This window comes from Streptomyces sp. NPDC001515 (assembly GCF_053597115.1).
Window position 1 is genome coordinate 29,686 of the sequence record NZ_JBSFHN010000034.1, and the last position, 24,920, is coordinate 54,605.

A 24,920-nucleotide genomic window follows, 5' to 3' on the forward strand; every position below is an offset into this window, starting at 1 on the left:
GTACGCTCCGGGGTGCCGAAATAATTCGGTGCCGAAGTACTTCTACACTGTGCGCATGTCCGAGAAGCGAGCCGCGCGCCTGAGCCCCGACGAGCGTAAGGCGCAGCTGGTGGGGATTGGCGTGGACATGCTCGCCGCATGCTCGCTGGACGAACTCTCCACGGACGAGGTGGCGCGCCGCGCCGGCATATCGCGCGGGCTGCTCTTCCACTACTTCGACTCCAAGCGGGACTTCTACCGCGCCGTCGTGCGGCGCGCGTGCGACGACTTCGCCGCGGCCACGGAGCCGGACGCGTCGCTCGAACCGGTCGCCTGGCTGCGCGCCTTCATCGCCGGCTTCGCCGCGTACGTCAAGGAGCACCGCCGGGTCTACCTCACGCTGGTGCGCGGCGCCGCCGGCAGCCGCCCGGCCGTCGAGGACATCGTCGAGTCCACCCGCACGGCGCTGGCCCGGCGGGTGGAGGAGGGGCAGCGGCGGCTCGGCATGCCGGACTCGCCCCGGCTGGCCGTCGCCAGCCGGGCCTGGCTGGCCTTCGCCGAGGAGGCGGTCACCATCTGGCCGTCCGAGGGGCCGGCCGCCCTCGGTGAACTCGGCGCCTTCCTGGAGTCGAGCTTCGTCTCCCTGCTCGGCGCCCTGGACCGCCCGGCCGCGCTGACCGGCTGAACCCCGGCGGACGGCTCCAGGTGCGGGGGCGCGGGGTGTTACGCGTCGCCGCGTGCGTACCGGCGCACCGCGAGGGGCACCGCGACCGCGAGCAGGACCGCCGACCAGAGCAGCGCCCCCGCCACCGGGTGGCGACCGGCCAGGCGGCGCCGGACGCCGGGGCCGCGTTGCCGCAGAGATCGCGGACGGCCGCGGCGAGCGCGCTGATCGTGTTCCCCTCCGCGAGGGTGCGCGGCCAGGCCGTCCGCGACCGGGGTGTTCGGGGCGACGGCGGCCGGTGCGGCCCGGCCGGCGGTGAGGGGTGCGCCGGGGCTCGTGCCGCCGCCTCCTCGCCCGGTGCGGCGCGGCCGGCCAGCCGCAGGAACATCTCGTCCAGGGTGGGGGCCGCAGACTGACGTCGACGACCGCCGCCCCCGCCGTGTCCAGCGCGCGGACGATCCCGGGGAGGCTGCGTGGCGAGCAGCACGGTGGTGCCCCGGCCCGCCGGCTCCCGGACCGCCGACCGGATCCGGTTGAGGCTGTGCGGATCGAGTCCGGTGGTCGGCTCGTCCGGGAACAGGACCGGGGGGCCGGGCCGGCAGGCAGGCCGCCAGGTCCAGCCGGCGGCGCATCACAGCAGCGCGAACTGCCCGTCCGGGCCCTCCTCGTGGTGGTCGAGCACCGACGCGGGGCGCCGGGCCGCCGCCGGCACCGGCAGGACGCCCGCTGCGCGCAGCTCCCGCACCCCGATCTCCGGCCCCTCGGCCAGCGCCTCCTGCCGGGGACGCAGTTCGGCGAGGAGTGCGAGCAGGGTGATCAGCTCCAGCAGTTCCGAGGTCCACTCCTGCGGCCAGCTCCTCGGGCGCAGGGCGGCCAGCCCGGCCGCCGCCTCCGGTGCCGCGCGGCGGCCGAACCACAGCTCCAGCATCCGCACCCCGCCCACCCGGAACTCCCAGGCCCCGGCGGGCACCGGGGCGATCCGTCCGGTGCCCACGGAGAGGGTCTGCTCCTCGGCGTCGTACACCAGACCGTCCGGAACCGGCGGCAGCGCCGCCCGGACGTAGGGGCGCCGGCCGCCCGGCAGCCGGGGCCGCTCCCCGCCGCGCGCCCCGCGCAGCTGGAGCCGGCGCAGCTCCCGCCCCAGCTCCACGCCCGCCCACCAGCGCTCGGAGTCCTTCGGCAGCGGTACGGCACAGCCGTCCGGCGCGGGGCGCGCGGCGGCGAGGATCCAGGCATGGAGGGCCTCGGCGGTGACCGCCTCCCCGTGGTGGCCGCGCACCACGGCGAGCAGCCCCGGGGCGAGATTGGGCTCGATGCCGCCGGGGCGCCGGTACAGCGGGCGGATCCGGCCGGGGCGGCCCGCCGGTGAGTGGCCGTCCGGCAGCAGGGCGGTCACGGAGACCGCGGGGCCTGTGTCCCGGGGGACCCGGCCGTGCTCCACCAGGAACAGCTGATGGCCGTCGGCGACCCGCCACAGCTCGGGGCGCGCCTCGTCGATCAGCCGGTGGTCGGGGAGCAGCCACTGCTCGTCGAACGGGCCGTGCAGGATGCGCACCGGATCGGGGCACGGGCCCGGCTCGCGGGCGAAGGGGCCGGTCCCGGTGGAATGGCCGGGCAGCGCGGCCACCGGCGTCCGGGGCGTCCGCGCGCGGGTGGGCGCGAACAGTTCCTCGCGCTCGGCCTCCGGCGCGGTGACCAGCCGCTCCCAGCGGGCGCGGAGCGACGCCGCGTCCGGGGCGGTCACCCAGGAGCGCCCGGTCCGCAGCGGACGCACGGACCAGGGCATCAGATCGTCGAGCAGCGGGCCGCGCGGAGCCCGGCCGGGACCGGCCGCTGCCGGAACTGCCACCGTGTCGCCTCCCCGTCGCCCCGTGCGCCGCCTTCCCCGGCATCGTAACGGCGCGTCCGGGGCTCGCGGCAGGGCGCCCGAGGACGGTGTGCGCCCGGGAGCCGGCTTCAGTGGGCGTCGACGGTCACCGAGAAGGAGAAGCGGTCGCCCCGGTAGCGGATCTGCGCCACGTCGACCACCCGGCCGCCCTCGTCGTACGTCACGCCCGTGTAGTACAGGATCGGGCTGAGCAGCGGGACCCGGAGGAGTTCGGCGGTGACGGGGTCGGCGAGCCGGGCCTCGACCGTGTCGGTGATCCGGGAGATGGGCACGCCGACGCGGTCGCGCAGCACCTTCGTCATCGGCCAGCGGTCGAGGTCGGCGGGGTCGAGCCCGGCCGCCGTCCGGGGAGGCAGCCAGTTCTGCGCCCAGTTGGTGGGCTCGCCGGTCTCCTCGTCGCACCGCAGCCTGCGGTAGCCGACGACCTCCGGGCAGCCGGGGAAGTACTCCGCCAGCTCGCCCGGCACGGGGGAGGGGCCGTGGTCGAGCAGGGTGGTCCGCTCGCCCGACTGCTGGGCCACGATCGCGTCGATCGAACCGAGCAGCCGGACCGGTGAGATGCGCCGGGCGCGTGGCTCGATGAAGGTGCCGCGCCGCCGGTGGCGGCTGATCAGCCCCTCCTCCTCCAGCTCCTTGAGCGCCTGGCGCATGGTCAGGACGCTGACCCCGTAGTGCGCGGCCAGTTGCTCCTCGGTGGGCAGCCGCAGCGTGGCGTCCGCGGTGCGGCCGAGTATCGAGGCGCGCAGCGACTGCGAGACCTGGTACCAGAGCGGCAGCTTGCGGTTGAGCACCAGGGAGTCGGGGGCGAACGCGGCCCCCTGGGGCGCGGGGGGTGTGAGAGGGGGCTGCGTCACCTGGGTCACCTGCGTTTCGTCGTCGTGCCGGACGGTGCCCGGAGCGGTCCGGGCACCGCCGGCGCCGGTCAGGGACGGAAGTTGCGGCTCAGACCCTGCCACACGTCGTCGTACCCCTGCTGAAGATGGCCGGCCGTCGCCGCCCGTTCCGTGGTGACGATCGGCCAGCGCGTCTCGAACATGAAGGCCAGGCCGTCGTCGATCTTCTGCGGCTTGAGCTCGGCCGCGCTCGCCCGCTCGAAGGTCTCCCGGTCCGGGCCGTGCGCCGACATCATGGTGTGCAGCGAGCCGCCGCCGGGGACGAAGCCGCCGCTCTTCGCGTCGTACGCGCCCTCGATCAGGCCCATGTACTCGCTCATGACGTTGCGGTGGAAGTACGGCGGGCGGAAGGTGTCCTCGCCCACCAGCCAGCGCGGCGCGAACACCACGAAGTCGACGCCGGCCAGCCCCGGGGTGTCCGAGGGCGAGGTCAGCACCGTGAAGATCGACGGGTCCGGGTGGTCGTAGCTGATCGACCCGATGACGTTGAAGCGGCGCAGGTCGTAGACGTACGGGGTGTGGTTGCCGTGCCAGGCGACGACGTCCAGCGGCGAGTGGTCGTACGTCGCCGACCAGAGGTTGCCGCAGTACTTGTTGATCACCTCGACCGGGCCCTCCACGTCCTCGTACGCCGCGACCGGGGCGCGGAAGTCGCGGGCGTTGGCCAGGCCGTTGGCGCCGATCGGGCCGAGGTCCGGCAGGACGAAGGGGCTGCCGTAGTTCTCGCAGACATAGCCGCGCGCGGTGGCGTCCAGCAGCTCCACCCGGAAGCGGACCCCGCGCGGGATCAGCGCCACCTCGCCCGGAGCGGCGCTCAGCAGGCCCAGTTCGGTGCGGATCAGCAGACCGCCCTGTTCGGGCACGATCAGCAGCTCGCCGTCGCTGTCGCCGAAGACCCGGTCGGTCATCGAGGTGTCGGCCGCGTACAGGTGCACGGCCATGCCGGAGCGCTGGGCGGCGTCGCCGTTGCCCCCGAGCGTCCACAGGCCGGCGACGAAGTCCGTACCGGGCGCGGGCTGCGGGAGCGGGTCCCAGCGCAGCCGGTTGGGGTCGGGGACGGTCTCGGTGAACGGGGCGGTGCGCAGCGCGCCGTTGTCGGTCCGGGTGTACGCCGGGTGGGCGGCCGAGGGGCGGATCCGGTAGAGCCAGGAGCGGCGGTTGCGGGCCCGGGGCTCGGTGAACGCCGATCCGCTCAGCTGCTCCGCGTAGAGCCCGAGGGGGGCGCGCTGCGGGGCGTTGCGGCCGTGGGGCAGCGCCCCCGGGACCGCCTCCGAGCTGTGCTCGTTGCCGAAGCCGGAGGAGTAGGCGAGCCCTTCCGCCGTCTTCCTGGCCTGCTCGTTGCCGCCCATGTGCGCTCCCGTGTCCGAGGAAAACCATCAATCCTATGGTCAACCGTAGGAATGGATGCCCCGCACGTCAACGCCATTCGCGGTGCGCGGACGTCATTCGTCGTGCGCAGGGGGGTCTCAAAACATGAACATTGCTCTACTCTCCCGCACATGTCGTGGACACGAAGACTTCTGGTGGCCCTGGCGGCCCTCGCCGCCGCCCTCCTCGCGGCCCCGGCCGCCCAGGCGCACGAGGAACGGCCGGTCACCCTGCCCGACGGGACCGGCAGCGTCCCCGTGTACCGCACCGGCGAGCCCGATCTCCTGGTCTGCAAGACCGACCGGGCCGACTTCGAACGCCGGATCTCCGGCTTCCCCGCCGAGCTGCGGGCCAGGAACCTGGCGCTCTTCGCCCGCTGCCGGACGTCCGGCTACCGCCACCTCCAGCAGGCCGTCGACGCCGTCGACCGGCCCGGCATGAACATCGCGGTCCTGCCCGGCCTCTACGAGGAGGAGCCCTCGCTGCCGGAGCCCACCGGGGAGTGCGCCCGGCTGAAGGCCCCCAACTCGCAGCTCGGCTACCAGATCCTGAGCTACGCCCAGCAGGCGAAGTGCCCGCACAACCAGAACCTGGTGGCGATCCTCGGCAAGAAGGACCTCCAGATCGAGGGCACCGGGGCCGCGCGCACGGACGTCGTCATCGACGCCAAGTACCGCAAGCTCAACGCGATCCGCTCGGACAAGTCCGACGGCGTCTACTTCAAGAACTTCACCGCTCAGCGCACCACGTTCAACTCGCTGTACGTGCTGGCCCAGGACGGCTTCGTCATCGACGACGTCCTGACCCGGTGGAACGACGAGTACGGCTTCCTCACCTTCGCCAGCGACCACGGCCTCTACAAGAACTGCGAGTCGTACGGCAACGGCGACTCCGGCATCTACCCGGGCAGCGCCTCGAACATCAACGACGGCTACGGCTACGACGTCCCGCGCTACTCGATCGAGATCACCGGCTGCCGCAGCCACCACAGCATGGTCGGCTACTCCGGCACCGCCGGCGACTCCGTCTACGTCCACGACAACGAGTTCGACCACAACATGGGCGGCGCCTCGATGGACAGCGCCTTCCCCGGCCACCCGGGCCTGCCCCAGAACCACGCCCGCTTCGAGCGCAACCTCATCCACGACAACAACGCCGACTACTACCCGTATGTCGCCGACGGCACCTGCGCCAAGCCGCCCGTCGAACGCGGTTACGAGGACGGTGTCGTCTGCCCGCAGATCTCGATGCCGCCCGGCACCGGCATCATCACCGCGGGCGGCAACTGGAACCTCTACGAGGACAACTGGATCTACGGCCAGAAGCGGGCCGCCTTCTTCCTGAGCGCCGTTCCCGCCTTCATCCGCGGCGAGAGCGCCCTCGGCAAGCAGACCGACACCTCGCACCACAACCGCTACGCGAACAACCACCTGGGCACGGACAAGCAGGGCCGCTCCCGCCCCAACGGCTCGGACGTCTGGTGGGACGGCCAGGGCGACGGCAACTGCTGGCAGTCCGACACCGGCGACTCCACCCCGCGCTCCCTGCCCACCTGCGGCAGCGCCCGGGGCTCCGTCACCGGCTCCACCGACCGGCTCGTGGGCGAACCCGTCAAACTGGCCCAGCTGCTGGTCTGCGCCGACTACAACGTGCAGGCGCGACGGCTGCCGGCCGGCTGCGACTGGTACGGGGCGCGCGGCATCGAACGCATCGAGGTCCAGGCGGCCCTGGGCATCGCGGTGGTGCTGGTGCTCGTCGGCGGGGTGCTGTGGTGGCGCCGGATGCGCACCAGCCGGCTCGCCGCCGCCGCGAGCCTCCTCGGCCTCGTCGGCCTCGGACTGGACGTCGCCGGATCGACCATGGGGCTCGCCGCGACCTATGTGCCCGCCCTCGCCCTGCTCCTGACCGGGCTCTGGTGGACCGGCATCGGCCTGGTGCTGCGCCGGGACCGGCCCGGCCTGGGCTGGACCACCGTGGCGCTCGGCGGCCTCACGCTGCTGGACGCCCTGGACAAGGGCGTGTTCATGATCCCGTGGATCCCGCTCAGCCCGGCCTGGGTGCGCGGGCTCCTCGGACTCGTCTGGGTCGTCTGGGCCGTGATCGCCGCCGCCCGCCACGGGGAGCGCGGGACCCGGGAGACGGCCGGCCGGGACGGAGACGGCGGCGGTGACGGGTGCGGTGGTGACGGCGACGGGCGTGACGCGGACGGTGCGCTCGTCCCGGCAGCGACGGCGCCGGCCGCCGAGCGGACGGCGGCCGAGAAGCCGGTGCCCGATAAGGGGGCGCCCGAGAAGTCGGCCGGCGGGCCGGGTGTCCACGGATCGGCCACCGATGGGCCGGCCGCCGATGGGCGAGGTGCCGACGGTCCGGCCGCCGACGGAGCGTCCGAAGGGAACCCTTCATGAAGGCCCGCCGGCCCGCCCGCGCCGTCCTCGTCCTGGTCACCGCCACCGCCCTCGCTCTCGGCGCGGGGGCGTGCGGGGGCCGGGCCACCACCCACCACAAACCCGGCACCAGCCACGCGGAGGACACCGGCAGCAACGGCCGGCTGCTGACCGCCGAGGACGGCGACGGTCACCGGCTGCGCCGGATCGGCGCGGACGGCGCGCCCGAGGTGGGCGTCACCGTACGGCCCGACTCGGAGGACGGCTGGAACGTCCGCCTGACGGTGCGCAACTTCCGCTTCACCCCCGACAGCGTGGGCGGCGCCGCACTCGCCGGTCGCGGCCACGCCCGGCTCTTCCTCGACGGACACCCGCTCGCCCGGGTATACGGCGCCTGGTTCCACCTCCCGGCCTCGCTCGTCCGCGCGGCGGGCGGCGGCACCCGGCTCACCGCCGGGCTGTACGCCGACGACCACACCGCCTGGGCCGTCGGCTCCACCCCGGTCCGGGCGTCCGCCACCCTCGGCGGGGGAGACCCCGCCGAGGGCACCCCGTCCGGCGCGCCCGACGACGCCGTGCCCGAGGGCACCGTCACCGTCGACCTCGCCGTCCGCGACGGCAGGGCGAGCCCCGCCCCCGGCCGCACCGAGGTCGAGAAGGGCCGCACCGTGCGCCTTCGCGTCCGCAGCGACCGGGACGACACCCTGCACGTCCACGGCTACGACAAGGAGGCGCGCCTGCCCGCGGGGCGGACCGTCACGGTCACCTTCACCGCCGACCGCACCGGACTCTTCGAGGTCGAGACCCATGAGTCCGATCTGCTGCTGACCCAGCTCGTCGTCCGGTGACGGGCACCCCCGCGCCCGGTGCCGTGAGCGTCCTCGCCCACGGCATCGGCGCCCAGCACGATCTGCCGCTCTCGCCCTTCTACGCCTTCGCGGGCGCCTTCGCCGCGCTCTTCGTCTCCTTCCTCGCCCTCGGTCTGCTCTGGTCCGACTCCCGCTTCCGCGGCGACCGGGCCGGCCGCCCCCTGCCCGACGCCCTGCGGCGCGCGGCCGACGCCCCCGCCACCCGGACCGCGCTGCGCGCCCTCGGTCTGGCGGCGGCCCTCGCCGTCCTGCTCTGCCTGCTCCTCGGCCCCGACGACCCGGACCGCAATCCGGCACCCGGCGCCGTCTACGTACTCCTCTGGGTCGGACTCGTCCCCGCCTCCCTGCTGTGCGGACCCGCCTGGGCGCTGCTCAACCCGCTGCGCACCCTGCACCTCGCCCTCTGCCGGGCCCTCGGGCGCGCCCCCGCCGCCGGCCGGCCGCTGCCCCCGTGGCTGGGCATGTGGCCCGCAGCCGCCGGGCTCTTCGCCTTCACCTGGCTCGAACTCGTCGCCCCCGACCCCGCGTCCACGACCGCGCTGCTCTCCTTCCTCGTCACGTACGCCGCACTCCACCTCGCCGGCGCCGTCCGGTACGGCGCCGGCTGGTTCGACCACGCCGATGCCTTCGAGGTCTACTCCCGCCTCCTCGGCCGGCTCTCCCCCCTCGGCCGCCGGGCCGACCGGAGCCTCGTCTTCCGCTCCCCGTTCAACGGACTGGACGCCACCCCCCGCCTCCCCGGACTCGTCGCCACCGTCTGCGTGATGCTCGGCTCCACCGCCTACGACGGCTTCTCCGATGCCCCCTCCTGGATCACCACCGTCCAGACCTCGGCGCTCGGCCGGACCACCACCGCCACCCTCGGACTCCTCGCCGCCGTCGCCCTCGTCGCGACCCTCTACGCCCTGTGCGCCGGCGCCACCCGGCTGATCTCCGGCCGCTTCGACCACCCCCTCACGGCCTTCGCGCACTCCCTGGTCCCGATCTCCCTCGGCTATCTGATCGCCCACTACTTCACACTCTTCGTCATCGAAACCCCACGCACCGTCATGATGGCACTCGGCACCGACAACCCCGCCCCGCCCGAACCGCCCCTCGGGCCGGGCGGGGTCGCCACCCTCCAGGTCCTCGCGATCGTCACCGGCCATGTGCTCGGCGTCGTCGCCGCGCACGACCGTTCCGTGCGGCTCTTCCCGCCCGGCCGCGCCGTCGCGGGCCAACTCCCGCTCCTGGTCCTGATGGTGGCGTACACCTGCGGCGGCCTCGCCCTGCTCATCGCCTGAGGCCGCACACCCCCCGACCGGGAGAGGGAGCCCACGGCATCATGGAACCCGTGCCCCATGCCAATGCGAACCTCCGTCGTGCCCCCGTGCAGCAGCGCAGCGCCGAGCGCCTGGTCCGGATACTCGACGCCTGTGCCGAACTCCTCGACGAGACCGGCTACGAACAGCTCTCCACCCGGGCCGTCGCCGCCCGCGCCGGTGTGCCCATCGGCTCCGTGTACCGCTTCTTCTCCAACAAGCGCGCCCTCGCCGATGCCCTCGCCCTGCGCAACCTGGACAGCTACGCCGAACGGATCGCCGCCCGGCTCGCGGACGTCCCGGCCGACGACTGGCGCGGCGCCATCGACGCCGTGCTCGACGAGTACCTCGCCATGAAGCGCACCGTCCCGGGCTTCGCCCTCATCGACTTCGGTGCCCCCGCGCCCGACGAGGACCCGGCCGGCGACGCCAACCAGCGGGTCGCCGCCCGGCTCGCCGATCTGCTCTCCGGCCACCTCGGCCGCCCCGCCGACGAGGATCTGCTCCGCTCCGTGCTGATCTGCGTGGAGGCCGCCGACGCCCTGCTCAAGCTCGCCTTCCGCACCGACTCCGAGGGCGACGCGGCGATCGTCGCCGAGACCCGCGTCCTGATCCACGCCTATCTCGCCCGCGTCCTGGACTGAACACACCCCCCAGGGGCGGCGGCGGGACGGATCGCCGGGAGGGCTCCCCGACATGCGTACCGGTCGGTATGCTCGACCCCGCCCGGCCGTGTCCGCCGCAGCCCCGGGGAGGGCCCATGTCGCACGACCCCAGCAACTCCCGCACCGCCCTGCGCGTCTGCCCGCTCTGCGAGGCCACCTGCGGGCTCGTCCTCACCATCGAGGGGCGGACGGTCACCGGCGCCCGGGGCGACCGCGAGGACGTGTTCAGCAAGGGCTTCATCTGCCCCAAGGGCGCCGCCCTCGGCGGACTCGACGCCGACCCGGACCGGCTGCGCACCCCGCTCGTCCGCAAGGACGGTGTCCTGACCGAGGCGAGCTGGGCCGAGGCGTTCGACGCCGTCGCCCGCGCCGTCCCCGAGATCCTCCGGGACCACGGCCCCGACTCCGTCGGCGTCGTCCTCGGCAACCCCAACGTGCACACCGTGGCAGGCGCCCTCTACCCGCCCGCCCTGCTCGCGGCGCTGCGGACCAAGGCCCTGTTCACCGCCAGCACCCTCGACCAGATGCCCAAGCACGTCTCCAGCGGACTGCTCTTCGGAGACCCCCACAGCATCCCCGTACCGGACCTGGACCGCACGGACCATCTGCTGCTCCTGGGCGCCAACCCCCTGGAGTCCAACGGCAGTCTCTGCACCGCCCCCGACTTCCCCGGCCGGCTCAAGGCCCTGCGCCGGCGCGGCGGCACCCTCACCGTCGTCGATCCGCGCCGCACCCGCACCGCGCGCCTCGCCGACCGCCACGTCGCCGTCCGCCCCGGCACCGACGCCCTGCTGCTCGCCGCCCTGGTCCACGTCCTGTTCGAGGAGAAGCTGACCGACCCCGGCACCCTCGCCCCGCACCTCCAGGGCATCGACGAACTCGCGGAAGCCGTACGGGACTTCTCTCCCGAGGCGGTCGCCGGGGCCTGCGACGTGGACGCCGCGACCCTGCGCACCCTCGCCCGCGACCTCGCCGCCGCCCCCACCGCCGCCGTGTACGGCCGCATCGGCAGCTGCACCGTCGATCACGGGACGCTCGCCAGCTGGCTCGTCGACGTCCTCAACATCCTCACCGGCAACCTGGACCGGCCCGGCGGCGCCCTCTTCCCGCTCTCCGCCACCGCCCGCGCCCCGCGACCCGCCGCCCCCGGCAAGGGTTTCGCCCTCGGCCGCTGGAGGAGCCGGGTCTCCGGCCACCCCGAGGCCAAGGGCGAACTGCCCGTCGCCGCCCTGGCCGAGGAGATCGCGACCCCCGGACCCGGGCGGATCCGCGCCCTGTTCGTCCTCGCCGCCAACCCCGTGCTCTCCGCCCCCGACGGCGACCGGCTCGACGCGGCCCTGGCCGGCCGGCTCGACTTCATGGTGAGCGTCGACCCCTACCTCAACGAGACCTCGCGCCACGCGGACGTGGTGCTGCCCCCGCCGCCGCCCGCGCAGAGCGCCCACTTCGACTTCGCCTTCAACTCCCTCGCGGTCCGCAACCAGGTCCGCTACACCCGCCCCGCCGTCCCCCTCGACCCCGACCGGATGGACGAGGGCGAGATCCTCGCCCGGCTCGTCCTCGCCGTCTCCGGAGCCCATGGCGCCGACCCCGCCACCGTGGACGCCCGGATCATCGACGGCATCCTCGGCAAGGCCGTGGCCGACCCGCTCTCACCCGTGCACGGCCGCGCCCCGGCCGGCCTCGCCGCCGCGCTCAGCGGCCGCACCGGCGCCGAACGCCGGCTGGACCTGATGCTGCGGCTGGGCCCGTACGGCGAGGGCTTCGGCGCCGACCCCGAGGGCCTGAGCCTGGACCGGCTCCTCGACCACCCGCACGGCATCGACCTCGGGCCCCTCGCCCCGCGCGTCCCGGAGATCCTGCGCACCCGCAGCGGACGCGTCGAACTGCTCCCCGGACCGATCGCCGCCGATCTGCCCCGGCTGCGCAGGGCCCTGGACGAGCGTCGCGACCCCGACGCCCTCGTCCTCGTCGGCCGCCGCCATCTGCGGTCCAACAACAGCTGGCTCCACAACATCGAGGCGCTGCGCGGCGGCACCAACGTGTGCACCCTGCACATCCACCCCGAGGACGCGGCACGCCTCGGGCTGGCCGACGGAGGACAGGCCGTGGTCGGGGCCGAGGCCGGCACGCTCACGGTCCCGGTCGAGGTCACCGACACCGTACGGACGGGCGTGGTGAGCCTGCCGCACGGCTGGGGCCACCACCGCCCCGGCACCCGGACGACGGTCGCCGCCCGGGAGCCCGGGGTCAACGTGAACCAGCTCATCGACGGCAGCCGCCTGGACCCGCTCTCGGGTACCGCCGTGCTCAACGGGATCCCCGTGACGGTCGCCCCCGCGCCCTGAACGAACCGGAAACGAACCGGAATTCCGCCTGATACTTCCGGCCCGGGGGTTCCCGTACGCCCCAACCTTTGCGCGAGTCATTCCCTCACCCTGCGTCATGGGTTAATTTCGGCCCACTGCTGCCGCTCCCCACCGCTCCACCATCACCCTCCCGGGCGGAACCCACCATGACTCGCGCCATCACTCTGAACAACGTCAGCAAGGCATACGGACGGTCCTCGCGTGCCGTCGACCATCTCTCCCTCTCCGTCGAGCCGGGCGAGTTCGTCGTCCTGCTGGGCCCCTCCGGCTGCGGCAAATCGACCGTGCTCCGCATGATCGCCGGACTGGAGGACATCACCGAGGGCGAGATCCTCCTCGACGGCGAACCCGCCAACCACCTGACCCCCCGCGAACGCGGCATGTCCATGGTCTTCCAGAACTTCGCGCTCTACCCGACCATGACCAACCGCGCCAACATCGGCTTCCCGCTGAAGCTGGAGAACCCGCGCCAGGACCACAACGAGCGCATCGAGAACACCGCGCGGATGCTCGGCATCGAGAACGTCCTGGACCGCCTGCCGGGTCAGCTCTCCGGCGGGGAGCGCCAGCGGGTCGCCATGGGGCGGGCGATTTCGCGCCAACCGTCGGCCTTCCTGATGGACGAACCGCTCTCCAACCTGGACGCCAAGCTCCGCAACCATCTGCGGGCCGAGATATCCCAGCTCACCAAGGAACTCGGCGTCACCACCGTCTACGTGACCCACGACCAGGCCGAGGCCATGTCGCTCGGCCACCGGGTCGCGGTGATGCGCGGCGGAGTGCTGCAGCAGGTCGCCACCCCGCGCGAGGTCTACGGACTGCCGGAGAACGTGTTCGTCGCCGCCTTCATCGGCACCCCCCGGATCAATCTGCTCCAGGCCGTCGTCCACGCGCCGCTGGAGGGCCGGATGTCGATCGACCTGGGCCGCCAGCGGCTAGCGCTCCCCGAACCGCTCAGCCCCGACCACCAGCTGCTCCGCATCCAGCAGGGCCGGCGCATCATCGTCGGACTGCGTTCCGAGGCCGTCCGGATCGCCCCGCCCAGCCAGGCCCGCCCCGGCGAGGTCGCGCTCAGCGGGATCGTGGAGCACGTCGAGTACCAGGGGCACGAGGCGCTGGTCCACCTCAACACCGGCTCGCAGCCCGCCCTGGTGCCGGACCTGGAGTCGGCCCGCCAGGACCGCTCCACCGCCCGCGGCAGGCGCCGGAGCCAGGGCGGCATGGGCGTGCTGGAACGGCTCAAGGAACGGGCCACCGGCCACACCGGCGGCTCGGTCGCCGTCCTGGACGCCCCGGACGACACCCTGCCGCCCGGGGTGCGCAGTCCCGACCGGCCCGCGATCACCTCCAGCGACCTGGTCGTCCGCACCGGCCCCGACATGCGGCTGCGCACCGGGGGCCAGGTCCCGCTCCTGGTCGACCTCGCCCATCTGTACGTCTTCGACCACCAGGGCCGCCGGATCTGCCCGCTGCCGAAGGTCGTTCCCGGACTGGAGGTCTGAGCCCCCGGAGGAACCGCCGGAGAAACCGCCGGGGTACGGCCCCCGCGCGGCCGGCCCGCACCGGACCGGGCGCCGGGCGGGGCGCGAGGGGCGCGGGCCGGGGGGGGGTGCCGGGCCGGCGGGCCCTCAGTCCTGGGGGTCCGTGAGCGGTCCCGCGGCCTGCCTGGCCTGCCGCACCCGGTGCGCCCCCGCCGGGTAGGGGAGCCCGGCGGCGAGCGCCGCGGCCCGGCCGAACTCCTCCTGGGCCGCCGCCCGCCGCCCGCAGGCGGCCAGCGCCGCCCCGAGCACCGTGCGCGCCTCGGTCTCGGTGAGCCGTTCGCCGACCCGCTCCGCCCGCTCCGTCTCCTCGGCGGCACGGCGGACGGCCGCCTGCGGATCGCCGGAGCGCAGCTCGGCCCAGGCCAGCAGATGCGCGGTGCCGGGGCCGTGGTCCCGGCCCAGCAGGGCGACCGCCTCGGCCGGACGCCCCTCGTGGACCAGGAGTTCGGCCCGCGCCGTACGGACCTCGTGCAGGGCCTGCCGGTCGGCCTGCGCCTCGGCGGCGCGCCCGGCCCGCTCCAGCAGTTCGTCCGCGCCCGTCCCGCCGGTCAGCAGCCGGACCCGGGCCAGGGCGGCGAGGGCGTACGGAGTGCACCAGCTCCGCTCCGGGCCGCCGTCCCGCACGGCGGCCGTCGCGTGTTCCTCGGCCTCATCGAACTCCCTCAGCAGCAGATGGAGTTCGGCGAGATTGGCGCGTTCGAAGGCGACCGCCGTCGGATCACCGGTGTGCTCGGCGAGCTTCATCGCGCGCCGGCCGATGGACACGGCCTCACCGAGCCGGCCGGACCGGCGGGCGTGCTCGCGGAAGACCGAGAGCGTGGTGACCAGCACGTCCTGGTCCCCGTACGCCTCCGCGTGCGGCAGCGCCCCTTCGGCGGCGGGCCGGGCCAGGTCGAAACGGCCCGCGAGCGCCAGCGAGGTCGCCTGCATGCCCAGGGCGCGGGCGAGCAGCCCCCGCCGCTCACCGCCCGGGACGGAGTGCGCGGCGGCCTGGGCCAGCCGGGCCGAGATGTGCGCGTCCTCGTACCGGCCCGAGACGAACCGCAGCCCGCCGGCGGCCAGATGGTGCGTCGCCACGGTGAGCGCCGGGGTGTGCGGTCCGGGGCGGTGGAGCCGCAGCAGTTCCTCGCCCTCCTCGGCCCCGCGCATCTTCATCAGGACCTCGCTCAGCCGGGCGGCGGCCAGCACCTGTCCGTCCTCGTCGCCCCGCCGCACCATGTCGTCGAGCGCCTCGCGCAGCACCGTGACCGCCTCCGGGTAGCGGGCCATCCGGCGCAGCACCGCCCCCCGGTCGATCCGGGCCCGCGCCGCCTCGGCGGCCGACGCGTCGAGCCGGGCGGTCAGCTCGGCGTAGTAGCGGTCGGCGGTGTCGTTGGCGCAGAGCGCGGCGGCGCGTTCGGCGGCCTGCCGCAGATAGCCGGTGGCGCGCGGGTCGTCGGCCCGGGTGAGCTGCGTGGCGAGGGTGTCGACGGCGTCCGGGCGGTGGCGCAGCACCGCTTCCGCGTACGCCGAGTGCAGTTGCCGGCGGCGGGCGGCGGACAGGCCGTCGTAGCAGGTCAGCCGCACCAGCGGATGGCGGAAGGCGAGTCCGGGCAGCGAACGGCCGCCCACCACCACGGGCCGTTCGGTGACGACCGAGGCCGTCACCGCCGCGTCCACGGCGTCGGTCGCCTCGGCCGGCGAGAGCGGCGGGTGCAGCCCCTGGCCGGCCACGTCGAGAATCTCCGCGAGGGCCGCGCCGCCCCCGGTCACCGAGATCGCCTCGACCACCCGCCGGGCCGCCGGGCCCAGCCGGGCCAGCCGCGCGGCGACCAGCCGGCGCACGCCCTCCGGTGCTCCCGGGGCGTCCCCGGCCGTGTCGTCCCCGCCCTCGTGGACCGTACGGGCCAGCTCCAGGGCGAAGAGCGGGTTTCCCAGGGAGAGTTCCCACACCCGGTCCAGGCCGGTCTCGGCCCCCGCGTCCCGGGCGATGGCCAGGCACTCGTCCCGGTCCAGCCTCCCCAGCTCGACCTGTTCGGCGAGCCGCCCGTGCACCAGGGCCTCCAGGGCCGTGCGGCGCGGGTCGTCGGCGTCGAGCTCCTCCGCGCGGTAGGTGACCAGGAAGCGCAGCCCCGCCCCGGTCGTCGCCGCGCGCCGGGCCAGCCGGCTCAGCAGCTGGTACGAACCGGCGTCGGCCGCGTGCAGATCGTCCAGGACCACCAGCACCGGCGCGCCCGCCGCGAGATCACCGAGCAGCCCCGCCGTGGCGCGGAAGAAGCGGTCCCGCTCCTCCTCGGGACTGCGCTCCCGCCCGGCCCCGATCTGGCCGAGGGAGGGCAGCAGGGCGGCGAGTTCCGGGTACTCGCCGCCGATCCGCGCCCGCTCCACCGGCGGCCGGTCCGCGAGCCAGGCGTCCAGCGCCTCCACGAAGACGCCGTACGGCGTGTGGCCCTCGGCGTCGTGGCCGGCCCCCCAGAGCACGGTGGTGCTGGCCCCGGCGGCGGCCCGCGCCACCTCCGTGGTCAGCCGGGTCTTGCCCACCCCGGCCTCGCCGCCGATCAGCCGGACCGGTGGCCCCTCGGCGGACAGCAGCGCGCGCAGCGCCGCGTCCCGCCCGCGCAGCGGGGGGCCGGCCGGGGCGCGGATCGCCGCGGGCAGCACCGGGGACGCCTCGCCGGTCAGGACGGACGTGGTGGCGTCCAGCGCCAGCAGGTGCAGCCGCTCGGTGCCGGGCCCCGGCCGTATCCCCAGCTCGCTGTCGAGCGCCTGCCGGCACAGGTGGTACTGGCGCACCGCCTGCCGTCGCAGCCCCTGGCGCAGATACGCCTCGATGAGGACCCGGTGGGCCCGCTCCTCGGCCGGAGCGGCGGCCAGCGTGCGCAGCGCCACCTCGGTCGCCCGCTCGTTCTCGCCGTCCGCGAGGTGGGCCTCGGCCAGGGCGAGCCGGACCCGGTCGCGCAGCGCGTCGAGCAGGGTGCGCCGGGCCTCGGCCCAGGGGGCGTAGCGGTCCTCGGGCAGCAGCTCCCCGGTGAACGCGGCGAGCGCGGCGGCGAGCGAGGCGGTGGCGCCGTCGGCGAGCGCCTGTTCGGCCAGGACCTCCGCCTCGTCCGCGTCGATGACCACCGTCCGCGGATCGAGCCGCAGCAGGGTGCCCTCGGCGGTGAGATACGACGAGGAGGCGCGGGGCGCGAGCTCCGGCTCGATGGCGCGACGGGCCGCGTGCAGGGCGACCCGCAGGCTGCCCAGCGCGGCCTGCGGGTCCGCGTCCGGCCAGCAGATCTCCATGGCCTGTTCGCGGTGGAGGCGGTGGCCGGGGGAGACGGCGAGGAGTTTGACGAGGGCGCGGGCGCTGGGGCGGGGCCACCGTTCGGCCAGGGCCGGACCGCTGTCACGAGTCACCCGGAAGCCGCCGAAAAGGTGCAGGCGGAGGAGGGGTGGAGCGGTGTCCGTGCCGTGGTTCGTCGCCTCTGTGCCCATCAGGGCGCCACTTTAACCCGTCAATCCGGACACGCCGAAGTCCCCCGGACGGGTGACCGGGGGGCTTCGGCGACCGCACCTCGGCGGTCCCGCCGCCGGCCCGGAGCGTGCCGGCGACGGCCGGAGCGCGGCGTGGCCGGTCCGGAGCCGGGGCGGTGTGAGCGGCCCCCGCCCCCTCCGCGATCGGCGTACGGAAGGGGCGGTCCCGGTCGGGACGCTACGGGGGGACCATTACTGGCGCGTTACCCGTCGCGGGGCGGGCCGGTCGGCGGGGCGTGACCGGCGTCTCTGGCGCCCGAAAACTAACAGCGCTAGTTTGGGGCGCGGACGACCCCGTCCGCCCCGCGCCCGGAAGGAACAGCCATGAAGGCCCATGACGGTATGTACATCGGCGGTGCGTGGCGGCCCGCCGCCGGAACGGACACCATCGCCGTGGTGAACCCGGCGGACGAGCAGGTCATCGCCCACGTTCCGGCCGGCACGGCGGCGGACGTCGACGCGGCGGTCCGCGCCGCGCGCACCGCCTTCCCCGGCTGGGCCGCCACCCCGCCCGCCGAGCGCGCCGCCCTGATCGGCGCCCTGCGCGACGTACTGGCCGCCCGCGCCGAGGAGATCGCCGCGACGGTCACCGCCGAACTGGGCGCCCCGCCGCAGCTGGCCCGCTCCGTGCACGCGGGCCTGCCCGTGATGGTCGCCGGCACGTACGCCGAACTGGCCGCCACGTACGCCTTCGAGGAGCGCCACGGCAACTCCACCGTCCTGCTGGAGCCGGTCGGCGTCGTCGGCGCGATCACCCCGTGGAACTACCCGCTGCACCAGATCGTCGCCAAGGTCGCCCCCGCGCTCGCCGCGGGCTGCACGGTCGTCCTCAAGCCCGCCGAGGACACCCCGCTCACCGCCCAGGCGTTCGCCGACGCCACGGCGGAGGCCGGGCTGCCCGCCGGGGTCTTCAACCTGGTCACCGGCCTCGGCCCGGTCGCCGGACAGGCGCTCGCCGAGCACCCGGACGTCGACCTCGTCTCGTTCACCGGCTCCACCGCCGTCGGCCGGGCCATCGGCGCGGTGGCGGGCGGCGCCGTCAAGCGCGTCGCCCTGGAGCTGGGCGGCAAGTCCGCCAACGTCGTCCTGCCCGGGGCCGACCTGGCCAGGGCCGTCAACGTCGGCATCGCCAACGTCATGTCCAACTCCGGCCAGACGTGCAGCGCCTGGACCCGGATGCTCGTGGACGCCGAGCGGTACGAGGAGGCCGTGGCCCTCGCCGCCGAGGCCGTCGCCAAGTACGTGCCCGGCGAGCGCGTGGGTCCGCTCGTCAACGCCAAGCAGCGGGAGCGGGTGCGCGGCTACATCGAGAAGGGCGTGGCCGAGGGCGCCCGCCTCGTCGCCGGCGGCCCCGAGGCCCCGCTGCCCACCGGCTACTACGTCAGCCCCACCGTCTTCGCCGACGTCACCCCGGAGATGGCCATCGCGCAGGAGGAGATCTTCGGCCCGGTGCTCTCGATCCTCCGGTACGAGGACGAGGAGGACGCCCTGCGGATCGCCAACGGCACCGTGTACGGCCTGGCCGGCGCGGTCTGGGCGGCCGACGACGAACGGGCCGTGGCCTTCGCCCGCCGGATGGAGACCGGCCAGGTCGACATCAACGGCGGCCGCTTCAACCCGCTCGCGCCGTTCGGCGGCTACAAGCAGTCCGGCGTCGGCCGCGAGCTCGGCGCGCACGGACTGGCCGAGTACCTCCAGACCAAGTCCTTCCAGTTCTGAGCCCGTTCCCCGCACCCGCACCCCGAACAGCAAGGAGTCAGTCCGTGGTCCGCGCCGCCGTACTGTCCGCCGTCGGAGCTCCGCTGGAGATCGCCGACATCACGCTCCCGGAGCCCGGCCCCGGCCGGGTGCGGGTCCGCCTCGCCGCCGCCGGGGTCTGCCACTCCGACCTCTCGCTGTCCAACGGCACCATGCGGCTCCCCGTCCCCGCCGTCCTCGGCCACGAGGGCGCGGGCACGGTCGTCTCCGTCGGCGAGGGCGTCGACCACGTCGCCCCCGGCGACGGCGTCGTCCTCAACTGGGCGCCGTCCTGCGGCGCGTGCCACCACTGCGGCATCGGTGAGGTCTGGCTCTGCGCCGACGCCCTGGCCGGCGCGGCGAACGTCCACGCCCATGCCGCCGACGGCACCGCACTCCACCCCGGGCTCAACGTCGCCGCCTTCGCGGAGGAGACCGTCGTCGCCGCCAATTGCGTGCTGCCCGCCCCCGAGGGCATCCCGCTCACCGACGCCGCCCTGCTCGGCTGCGCGGTGCTCACCGGCTACGGCGCGGTCCACCACAGCGCCCGGGTCCGCGCCGGCGAGTCCGTCGTCGTCCTCGGCATCGGCGGCGTCGGCCTCGCCGTGCTCCAGTCCGCCCGGCTCGCCGGCGCCTCCCGGATCATCGCGGTGGACGTCTCCCCGGAGAAGGAGGAGCTGGCCCGCCGGGCGGGCGCCACCGACTACGTCACCGCCTCGGACACCACCCCCCGCGAGATCCGCAAGCTCACCGGCGGCCAGGGCGCGGACGTGGCCGTCGAGTGCGTGGGCCGGGCCGCCACGATCCGCGCCGCCTGGGAATCCACCCGCCGTGGCGGCCGCACCACGGTCGTCGGCATCGGCGGCAAGGACCAGCAGGTCACCTTCAACGCCCTGGAGATCTTCCACTGGGGCCGCTCGCTGACCGGCTGCGTCTACGGCAACAGCGACCCCGCCCGCGATCTCCCGGTCCTGGCCGCCCACATCCGCGAGGGCCGCTTCGACCTCTCCATGATGGTCACCGACCGGATCGCGCTGGACGGCATCCCGGAGGCCTTCGACCACATGATCGCGGGCAAGGGCGGCCGGGCGCTGGTGGTCTTCTAGGGCGGTCGTTCAGACGATGTCCGACCGCCCCGGTGTGAGCAGCCGGGAGGCCATCTCGCCCTTCTCGAAGAGCTGGGAGGCCGGGCCCACGATCAGCGGGTCCGGCTCCCGGGCCACCTCCGGGTCCTTGCCGGGGTAGTCGAAGCGGTGCAGGACGTGGCGCATCGCCTCCAGCCGGGCCCGCTTCTTGTCGTTGCTCTTCACCACGGTCCACGGGGCGTCCGCCGTGTCCGTGTGGAAGAGCATCAGCTCCTTGGCCTCGGTGTACGCGTCCCACTTGTCGAGGGAGGCGAGGTCGACCGGGCTGAGCTTCCACCGGCGCACCGGGTCGATCTGCCGGATCATGAAGCGGTTGCGCTGCTCGTTGCGCGACACGGAGAACCAGAACTTCACCAGGTGGATGCCGTCGCGGGCGAGCATGCGCTCGAAGCCGGGGGCCTGGTGCATGAACTCCAGGTACTCCCGGGTCGTGCAGAACCCCATCACCCGCTCCACGCCCGCCCGGTTGTACCAGGAGCGGTCGAACAGCACGATCTCGCCGGCCGTCGGCAGATGGGCCACGTACCGCTGGAAGTACCACTGCGAGCGTTCGCGCTCGGTCGGCTTCTCCAGTGCCACCACGCGCGCGCCGCGCGGGTTGAGGTGCTCGGTGAACCGCTTGATCGTGCCGCCCTTGCCGGCGGCGTCACGCCCCTCGAAGAGGACGACGAGCCGTTCGTCGTGGTCCTTGACCCAGTGCTGGAGCTTGAGCAGTTCGATCTGGAGGGCCCGCTTGGACTTCTCGTACGCCTTGCGGCCGAGTTTCCGGGCGTACGGGTAGTCCTCGCGCCAGGCGTCCCGGGCCCGGCCCTCCGGCGTCACCAGGACCGGATCGTCGTCGCCGCGGTCGAGCACGTCGAAGTCCTTCAGCGCGGGGCCGCCGTGCCGGGCCGCGTCGGCGAGGGCTTCGTCGTCCTTCGCGCGGCCGTCGCGCCGTTCGGTGCTCCTCGCCATGACGGGTCCTCCCAACGGCGGCGCCGGACGCGTCCGCGTCGCACCAGTCTGCGGACGCGACCGGCCGGCCGCCACCCCGGGCCGTACGGTCAGGGGCGCGGCGCGTACTGGAGCGCGAGCCCGTCGATCAGGGCCCGCAGCCCCGTCTCGAAGGCGCCCTCGTCGACCTTCCGGTCGTGTTCCGCGAGCAGATGGGCCTGGCCCAGGTGCGGATAGTCGGCGGGGTCGTACGCCGTCGCGTCGTCCACGAAGCCCCGGGCGAAGGAGCCGAGGGCCGAGCCGGTGACGAAGTAGCGCATCAGGGCGCCGATGTACGTCGCCTGGGCCGGCGGCCAGCCCGCCCGGACCATCGCCCCGAACACCGCGTCGGCGACCCGCAGCCCGGCCGGACGGCGTCCGGGCCCCTGGGCGAGCACCGGCACGATGTGCGGATGCGCGGCCAGCGCCGCACGGTAGGAGACGGCCCAGTCGTGCAGCGCGGCGCGCCAGTCGCGCCCGTCGGAGGGGTCGAACATCGACAGGTCGACCTGGGCGGAGACGGCGTCGGCCACCGCGTCCAGGATCTCGTCCTTGTTGCGGAAGTGGTTGTAGAGCGAGGGCCCGCTGACCCCGAGTTCGGCCGCCAGCCGGCGCGTGGAGACGGCGTCGAGCCCCTCGGCGTCCACGAGGGCGCTCGCCGCATCCACGATGCGGTCTCTGCTGAGGAGGGGCTTGCGCGGGCGGGCCATGCGGCACATAGTAGGCCCTGCGCCAAGAAAACTAGCAGTGCTAATTAACCTGGAGGGCCGAGCGGTGGACCTGGAGCTCAGCGAGGAGCAGGCGGCCGTCCGGCAGCTCGCCGAGGACTTCGTCGCGCGGGAGGTGACCCCGCACGTCGTCGCGTGGGACCGGAGCGAGAACGTCGACAAGTCGATCGTGAAGAAGCTGGGCGCCCTCGGCTTCCTGGGGCTGACCGTCCCCGAGGAGTACGGCGGCTCGGGCGGCGACCATCTCGCGTACTGCCTGGTGACCGAGGAGCTGGGCCGCGGCGACTCCTCCGTGCGGGGCATCGTCTCGGTCTCCCTGGGGCTCGTGGCCAAGACGATCGCGGCCTGGGGCGACGAGGAGCAGAAGCGGCAGTGGCTGCCGAGGCTGACCTCCGGGGACGCGGTCGGCTGCTTCGGCCTCACCGAACCGGGCACCGGCTCCGACGCGGGCAACCTCGCCACCCGGGCCGTGCGCGACGGCGGCGACTACGTCATCAACGGCACCAAGATGTTCATCACCAACGGCACCTGGGCCGATGTGGTGCTCCTCTTCGCCCGCACCAACGACACCCCCGGCCACCGGGGCGTCTCCGCCTTCCTGGTTCCCGCCGACACCCCCGGCCTCACCCGCCGCACCATCCACGGCAAGCTGGGCCTGCGCGGCCAGGCGACCGCCGAACTGGTGCTGGAGGACGTCCGCGTCCCCGCATCCGCCCTGATGGGCCCCGAGGGCAAGGGCTTCTCCCTCGCCATGTCCGCCCTGGCCAAGGGGCGGATGTCGGTCGCCGCCGGATGCGTGGGCATCGCCCAGGCCGCCCTGGACGCCGCCGTGCGCTACGCCGGGGAGCGCGAGCAGTTCGGCACCCCGATCGCCGGCCACCAGCTCGTCCAGGAGCTCATCAGCGACATCTCCGTGGACGTCGAGGCGGCCCGCCTGCTGACCTGGCGGGTGGCCGACCTGATCGACCGGGGCCAGGACTTCGCCACCGCCGCCTCCCGGGCCAAGCTCTTCGCCTCCGAGGCCGCCGTCCGCGCCGCCAACAACGCCCTCCAGGTCTTCGGCGGCTACGGCTACATCGACGAGTACCCGGTCGGCAAGCTGCTGCGCGACGCCCGGGTGATGACCCTGTACGAGGGCACCAGCCAGATCCAGAAGCTCATCATCGGCCGCGCCCTGACCGGTGTCTCCGCCTTCTGATCCGCCCCGGGCGCTGAGTACCGCCTGAGTACCCGTACGGATGTGGGGTCCGCCACAGCGGCGGATGCTGGGCCGCATGAGTGACACGACATCGGTCAAGCAGCAGAACACCGCGGCCTTCTACGGCCAGGCCGTCGCGTCCTTCGGGGTCGCGATCGGCGCCGTCGCCGTCGGCATCTACTCCCTGGACGCGGACGCCTGGGTGCGCGGCTTCCTCGCCATCGGCGTGCTCTACCTGGTCACCTCCGCCTTCACCCTGGCCAAGGTGATCCGGGACCGTCAGGAGGCCGGCCAGCTGGTCAGCCGGGTCGACCAGGCCCGGCTGGACAAGATCCTCGCCGAGCACGACCCGTTCCAGAAGCTCTGAGCCGGGGGCGTCTCACCCACCGAACCCCTCCCGGCCGGCTCTAAGCGCTTGCTCAGGATCGGGGTATGGTGTTCGTCCTGCTGACGGAGAGGGGCGAGGGCGATGAGCACGGCCGAGGAGACCGGCGGCGAGACGCCGTGGGAGGAAGTGACGCCGGAGGCCGCCCGGCGGCTTCTCGTCGCGGCCGTCGACGCCTTCGCCGAGCGCGGGTACCACGCCACCACCACCCGTGACATCGCGGGCCGGGCCGGCATGAGCCCGGCCGCGCTCTACATCCACTACAAGACCAAGGAAGAGCTGCTCCACCGGATCAGCCGGATCGGCCACGACCGGGCGCTCACCCTCCTGGAGACCGCCGCGTCGGGCGGCGGCACGGCCGCCGAGCGGCTCGCCGAGGCGGTGCGCTCCTTCTGCCGCTGGCACGCCGAGCGCCACACCACCGCGCGCGTCGTCCAGTACGAACTCGACGCGCTGGCCGAGGAGCACCGCGCGGAGATCGTCGAACTGCGCCGCCGCAGCGACGCGGTGGTCCGGCGGATCATCGACGAGGGCGTGGCCGCCGGGGAGTTCGACGTCGCGGACGTGCCGGGCACCACGCTCGCCGTGCTCTCGCTCTGCATCGACGTGGCCCGCTGGTTCAACACCCGCGGCAGCCGCACCCCCGACGAGGTGGGCGAGCTGTACGCCGGGCTGGTGCTGCGCATGGTCGCGGCCCGGGACTGACCGCACGGCCCACGAGGGCGCCGGCTCCCCACGGGGAACCGGCGCCCTCGCCGTGCGCGTACCGCCCGCTCAGAAGTAGTAGCGCGACACCGACTCGGCGACGCAGGCCGGCTTCTCGCCGCCCTCGCGCTCGACCGTGACGACGGCGGTGACCTGGACGCCGCCGCCCGCCTCCTCGACGCTCTTCAGGACGGCGGTCGCCCGCAGCCGCGAGCCCACCGGGACCGTGGAGGGGAAGCGGACCTTGTTGGTCCCGTAGTTGATGCCCATCTTCATGCCCTCGACGCGCATCACCTGCGGTACGAGCGCCGGGAGCAGCGAGAGCGTGAGGTAGCCGTGCGCGATCGTGGTGCCGAACGGGCCGTCCGCGGCGCGCTCCGGGTCCACGTGGATCCACTGGTGGTCCCCGGTCGCCTCGGCGAAGAGGTCGATGCGCTTCTGCTCGATCTCCAGCCAGTCGCTGTACCCCAGCTGCTCGCCCACGCCGTCCCGCAGCTCCTGCGCGGATGTGAAGATCCTCGGCTCCGCCATGTCCCTGGTCCCTGCCTTCCGTTCCGCCGTCCGTTCGCGGCGCTGTCTAAGCGCTTGCTCAGCATCGTGGGCGGGCCGGTTCCTGTCAACGGCCGATGGGCCC

At 74.3% G+C, this 24,920-nt stretch carries 19 protein-coding genes; 12 read left to right on the top strand and 7 right to left on the bottom strand.

Translation table 11 applies throughout. The features are described from left to right. The first annotated feature begins 55 nt into the window (after positions 1-55). The gene (locus ACWCXC_RS29525) at positions 56-664 is read left to right on the top strand and encodes a TetR/AcrR family transcriptional regulator (RefSeq protein ID WP_450683489.1); all 609 of its coding nucleotides are present in this window, start codon (positions 56-58) and stop codon (positions 662-664) included. A 610-nt stretch (positions 665-1,274) separates the two neighbouring features. Here ACWCXC_RS29525 and ACWCXC_RS29530 read toward each other — a convergent pair. The 3 genes from ACWCXC_RS29530 to hmgA form a co-directional block, all read right to left on the bottom strand. Beyond that, complete coding sequence (locus ACWCXC_RS29530) at positions 1,275-2,492, bottom strand: type ISP restriction/modification enzyme (RefSeq protein ID WP_450683488.1); 1,218 nt, start codon at positions 2,490-2,492, stop codon at positions 1,275-1,277. Between the two features lie 107 nt (positions 2,493-2,599). Further along, entirely contained in the window at positions 2,600-3,385 is a 786-nt protein-coding gene (locus tag ACWCXC_RS29535) for a GntR family transcriptional regulator (RefSeq protein WP_450891029.1), read from the bottom strand. A gap of 68 nt (positions 3,386-3,453) precedes the next feature. After that, positions 3,454-4,773: a homogentisate 1,2-dioxygenase gene (gene hmgA / locus ACWCXC_RS29540; RefSeq protein WP_450683486.1), complete on the bottom strand. Its 1,320-nt coding sequence runs from the start codon at positions 4,771-4,773 to the stop codon at positions 3,454-3,456. A 150-nt stretch (positions 4,774-4,923) separates the two neighbouring features. Here hmgA and ACWCXC_RS29545 point away from each other — a divergent pair, with 150 nt between their 5' ends. The 6 genes from ACWCXC_RS29545 (at position 4,924) to ACWCXC_RS29570 (ending at position 13,882) form a co-directional block, all read left to right on the top strand. Next, complete coding sequence (locus tag ACWCXC_RS29545; protein ID WP_450683485.1) at positions 4,924-7,197, top strand: right-handed parallel beta-helix repeat-containing protein; 2,274 nt, start codon at positions 4,924-4,926, stop codon at positions 7,195-7,197. After that, positions 7,194-8,024 carry a hypothetical protein gene (locus ACWCXC_RS29550; RefSeq protein WP_450891030.1) on the top strand — a complete coding sequence of 277 codons (831 nt, stop codon included), beginning with the start codon at positions 7,194-7,196 and terminating at the stop codon, positions 8,022-8,024. Before ACWCXC_RS29545 ends, ACWCXC_RS29550 begins: the two co-directional genes overlap by 4 nt. After that, positions 8,021-9,328 carry a hypothetical protein gene (locus tag ACWCXC_RS29555; RefSeq protein WP_450891031.1) on the top strand — a complete coding sequence of 436 codons (1,308 nt, stop codon included), beginning with the start codon at positions 8,021-8,023 and terminating at the stop codon, positions 9,326-9,328. The genes ACWCXC_RS29550 and ACWCXC_RS29555 overlap by 4 nt, the downstream gene beginning before the upstream one ends. A 41-nt stretch (positions 9,329-9,369) precedes the next feature. Next, complete coding sequence (locus ACWCXC_RS29560) at positions 9,370-9,990, top strand: TetR family transcriptional regulator (RefSeq protein ID WP_450891032.1); 621 nt, start codon at positions 9,370-9,372, stop codon at positions 9,988-9,990. Positions 9,991-10,106: 116 nt separating this feature from the next. Next, positions 10,107-12,359, top strand: a complete 2,253-nt coding sequence (locus ACWCXC_RS29565; RefSeq protein WP_450891033.1) for a molybdopterin-dependent oxidoreductase — start codon at positions 10,107-10,109, stop codon at positions 12,357-12,359. Positions 12,360-12,526: 167 nt separating this feature from the next. Then, positions 12,527-13,882 carry an ABC transporter ATP-binding protein gene (locus ACWCXC_RS29570; protein ID WP_450891034.1) on the top strand — a complete coding sequence of 452 codons (1,356 nt, stop codon included), beginning with the start codon at positions 12,527-12,529 and terminating at the stop codon, positions 13,880-13,882. Between the two features lie 126 nt (positions 13,883-14,008). On the opposite strand, the gene ACWCXC_RS29575 is transcribed toward ACWCXC_RS29570, so the two are convergent. Continuing rightward, the gene (locus ACWCXC_RS29575) at positions 14,009-17,377 is read right to left on the bottom strand and encodes an ATP-binding protein (protein WP_450891035.1); all 3,369 of its coding nucleotides are present in this window, start codon (positions 17,375-17,377) and stop codon (positions 14,009-14,011) included. 363 nt (positions 17,378-17,740) lie between these two features. Between ACWCXC_RS29575 and ACWCXC_RS29580 the strand changes: the two genes are divergently transcribed. Then, positions 17,741-19,135: an aldehyde dehydrogenase family protein gene (locus ACWCXC_RS29580; RefSeq protein ID WP_450891036.1), complete on the top strand. Its 1,395-nt coding sequence runs from the start codon at positions 17,741-17,743 to the stop codon at positions 19,133-19,135. A 44-nt stretch (positions 19,136-19,179) separates the two neighbouring features. Next, positions 19,180-20,259 (top strand): Zn-dependent alcohol dehydrogenase, encoded by a 1,080-nt coding sequence (locus ACWCXC_RS29585; RefSeq protein ID WP_450683477.1) that lies wholly within the window; start codon positions 19,180-19,182, stop codon positions 20,257-20,259. Between the two features lie 9 nt (positions 20,260-20,268). Here ACWCXC_RS29585 and ppk2 read toward each other — a convergent pair whose 3' ends face one another. Both ppk2 and ACWCXC_RS29595 read right to left on the bottom strand, forming a co-directional pair. Beyond that, a complete protein-coding gene (ppk2, locus tag ACWCXC_RS29590; protein ID WP_450683508.1) occupies positions 20,269-21,153 on the bottom strand; it encodes a polyphosphate kinase 2 in 885 nt (294 codons plus the stop codon). A gap of 188 nt (positions 21,154-21,341) precedes the next feature. Next, positions 21,342-21,980, bottom strand: coding sequence for a TetR/AcrR family transcriptional regulator (locus ACWCXC_RS29595; protein ID WP_450683476.1), 639 nt, complete (start codon positions 21,978-21,980; stop codon positions 21,342-21,344). A gap of 64 nt (positions 21,981-22,044) precedes the next feature. On the opposite strand from ACWCXC_RS29595, the gene ACWCXC_RS29600 reads away from it, so the two are divergent. The 3 genes from ACWCXC_RS29600 (at position 22,045) to ACWCXC_RS29610 (ending at position 24,286) form a co-directional block, all read left to right on the top strand. Next, positions 22,045-23,196 carry an acyl-CoA dehydrogenase family protein gene (locus ACWCXC_RS29600; RefSeq protein ID WP_385104347.1) on the top strand — a complete coding sequence of 384 codons (1,152 nt, stop codon included), beginning with the start codon at positions 22,045-22,047 and terminating at the stop codon, positions 23,194-23,196. Between the two features lie 76 nt (positions 23,197-23,272). Continuing rightward, a complete protein-coding gene (locus ACWCXC_RS29605; RefSeq protein WP_383650001.1) occupies positions 23,273-23,563 on the top strand; it encodes a YiaA/YiaB family inner membrane protein in 291 nt (96 codons plus the stop codon). 102 nt (positions 23,564-23,665) lie between these two features. Then, entirely contained in the window at positions 23,666-24,286 is a 621-nt protein-coding gene (locus tag ACWCXC_RS29610) for a TetR/AcrR family transcriptional regulator (protein WP_450683475.1), read from the top strand. Positions 24,287-24,355: 69 nt separating this feature from the next. On the opposite strand, the gene ACWCXC_RS29615 is transcribed toward ACWCXC_RS29610, so the two are convergent. Beyond that, complete coding sequence (locus ACWCXC_RS29615) at positions 24,356-24,817, bottom strand: MaoC family dehydratase (protein ID WP_450683474.1); 462 nt, start codon at positions 24,815-24,817, stop codon at positions 24,356-24,358. Between the last annotated feature and the right edge of the window lie 103 nt (positions 24,818-24,920).

What these genes read in the sequence shown, in the direction of transcription:
- ACWCXC_RS29595 (WP_450683476.1), bottom strand. Translation starts at nt 21,980, where the DNA reads ATGGCCCGCCCGCGCAAGCCCCTCCTCAGCAGAGACCGCATCGTGGAT.
- ACWCXC_RS29610 (WP_450683475.1), top strand. Translation starts at nt 23,666, where the DNA reads ATGAGCACGGCCGAGGAGACCGGCGGCGAGACGCCGTGGGAGGAAGTG.
- ACWCXC_RS29545 (WP_450683485.1), top strand. Translation starts at nt 4,924, where the DNA reads ATGTCGTGGACACGAAGACTTCTGGTGGCCCTGGCGGCCCTCGCCGCC.
- ACWCXC_RS29615 (WP_450683474.1), bottom strand. Translation starts at nt 24,817, where the DNA reads ATGGCGGAGCCGAGGATCTTCACATCCGCGCAGGAGCTGCGGGACGGC.
- ACWCXC_RS29570 (WP_450891034.1), top strand. Translation starts at nt 12,527, where the DNA reads ATGACTCGCGCCATCACTCTGAACAACGTCAGCAAGGCATACGGACGG.
- ACWCXC_RS29565 (WP_450891033.1), top strand. Translation starts at nt 10,107, where the DNA reads ATGTCGCACGACCCCAGCAACTCCCGCACCGCCCTGCGCGTCTGCCCG.
- ACWCXC_RS29605 (WP_383650001.1), top strand. Translation starts at nt 23,273, where the DNA reads ATGAGTGACACGACATCGGTCAAGCAGCAGAACACCGCGGCCTTCTAC.
- hmgA (WP_450683486.1), bottom strand. Translation starts at nt 4,773, where the DNA reads ATGGGCGGCAACGAGCAGGCCAGGAAGACGGCGGAAGGGCTCGCCTAC.
- ACWCXC_RS29580 (WP_450891036.1), top strand. Translation starts at nt 17,741, where the DNA reads ATGAAGGCCCATGACGGTATGTACATCGGCGGTGCGTGGCGGCCCGCC.
- ACWCXC_RS29560 (WP_450891032.1), top strand. Translation starts at nt 9,370, where the DNA reads ATGGAACCCGTGCCCCATGCCAATGCGAACCTCCGTCGTGCCCCCGTG.
- ACWCXC_RS29525 (WP_450683489.1), top strand. Translation starts at nt 56, where the DNA reads ATGTCCGAGAAGCGAGCCGCGCGCCTGAGCCCCGACGAGCGTAAGGCG.
- ACWCXC_RS29575 (WP_450891035.1), bottom strand. Translation starts at nt 17,377, where the DNA reads ATGGGCACAGAGGCGACGAACCACGGCACGGACACCGCTCCACCCCTC.
- ACWCXC_RS29550 (WP_450891030.1), top strand. Translation starts at nt 7,194, where the DNA reads ATGAAGGCCCGCCGGCCCGCCCGCGCCGTCCTCGTCCTGGTCACCGCC.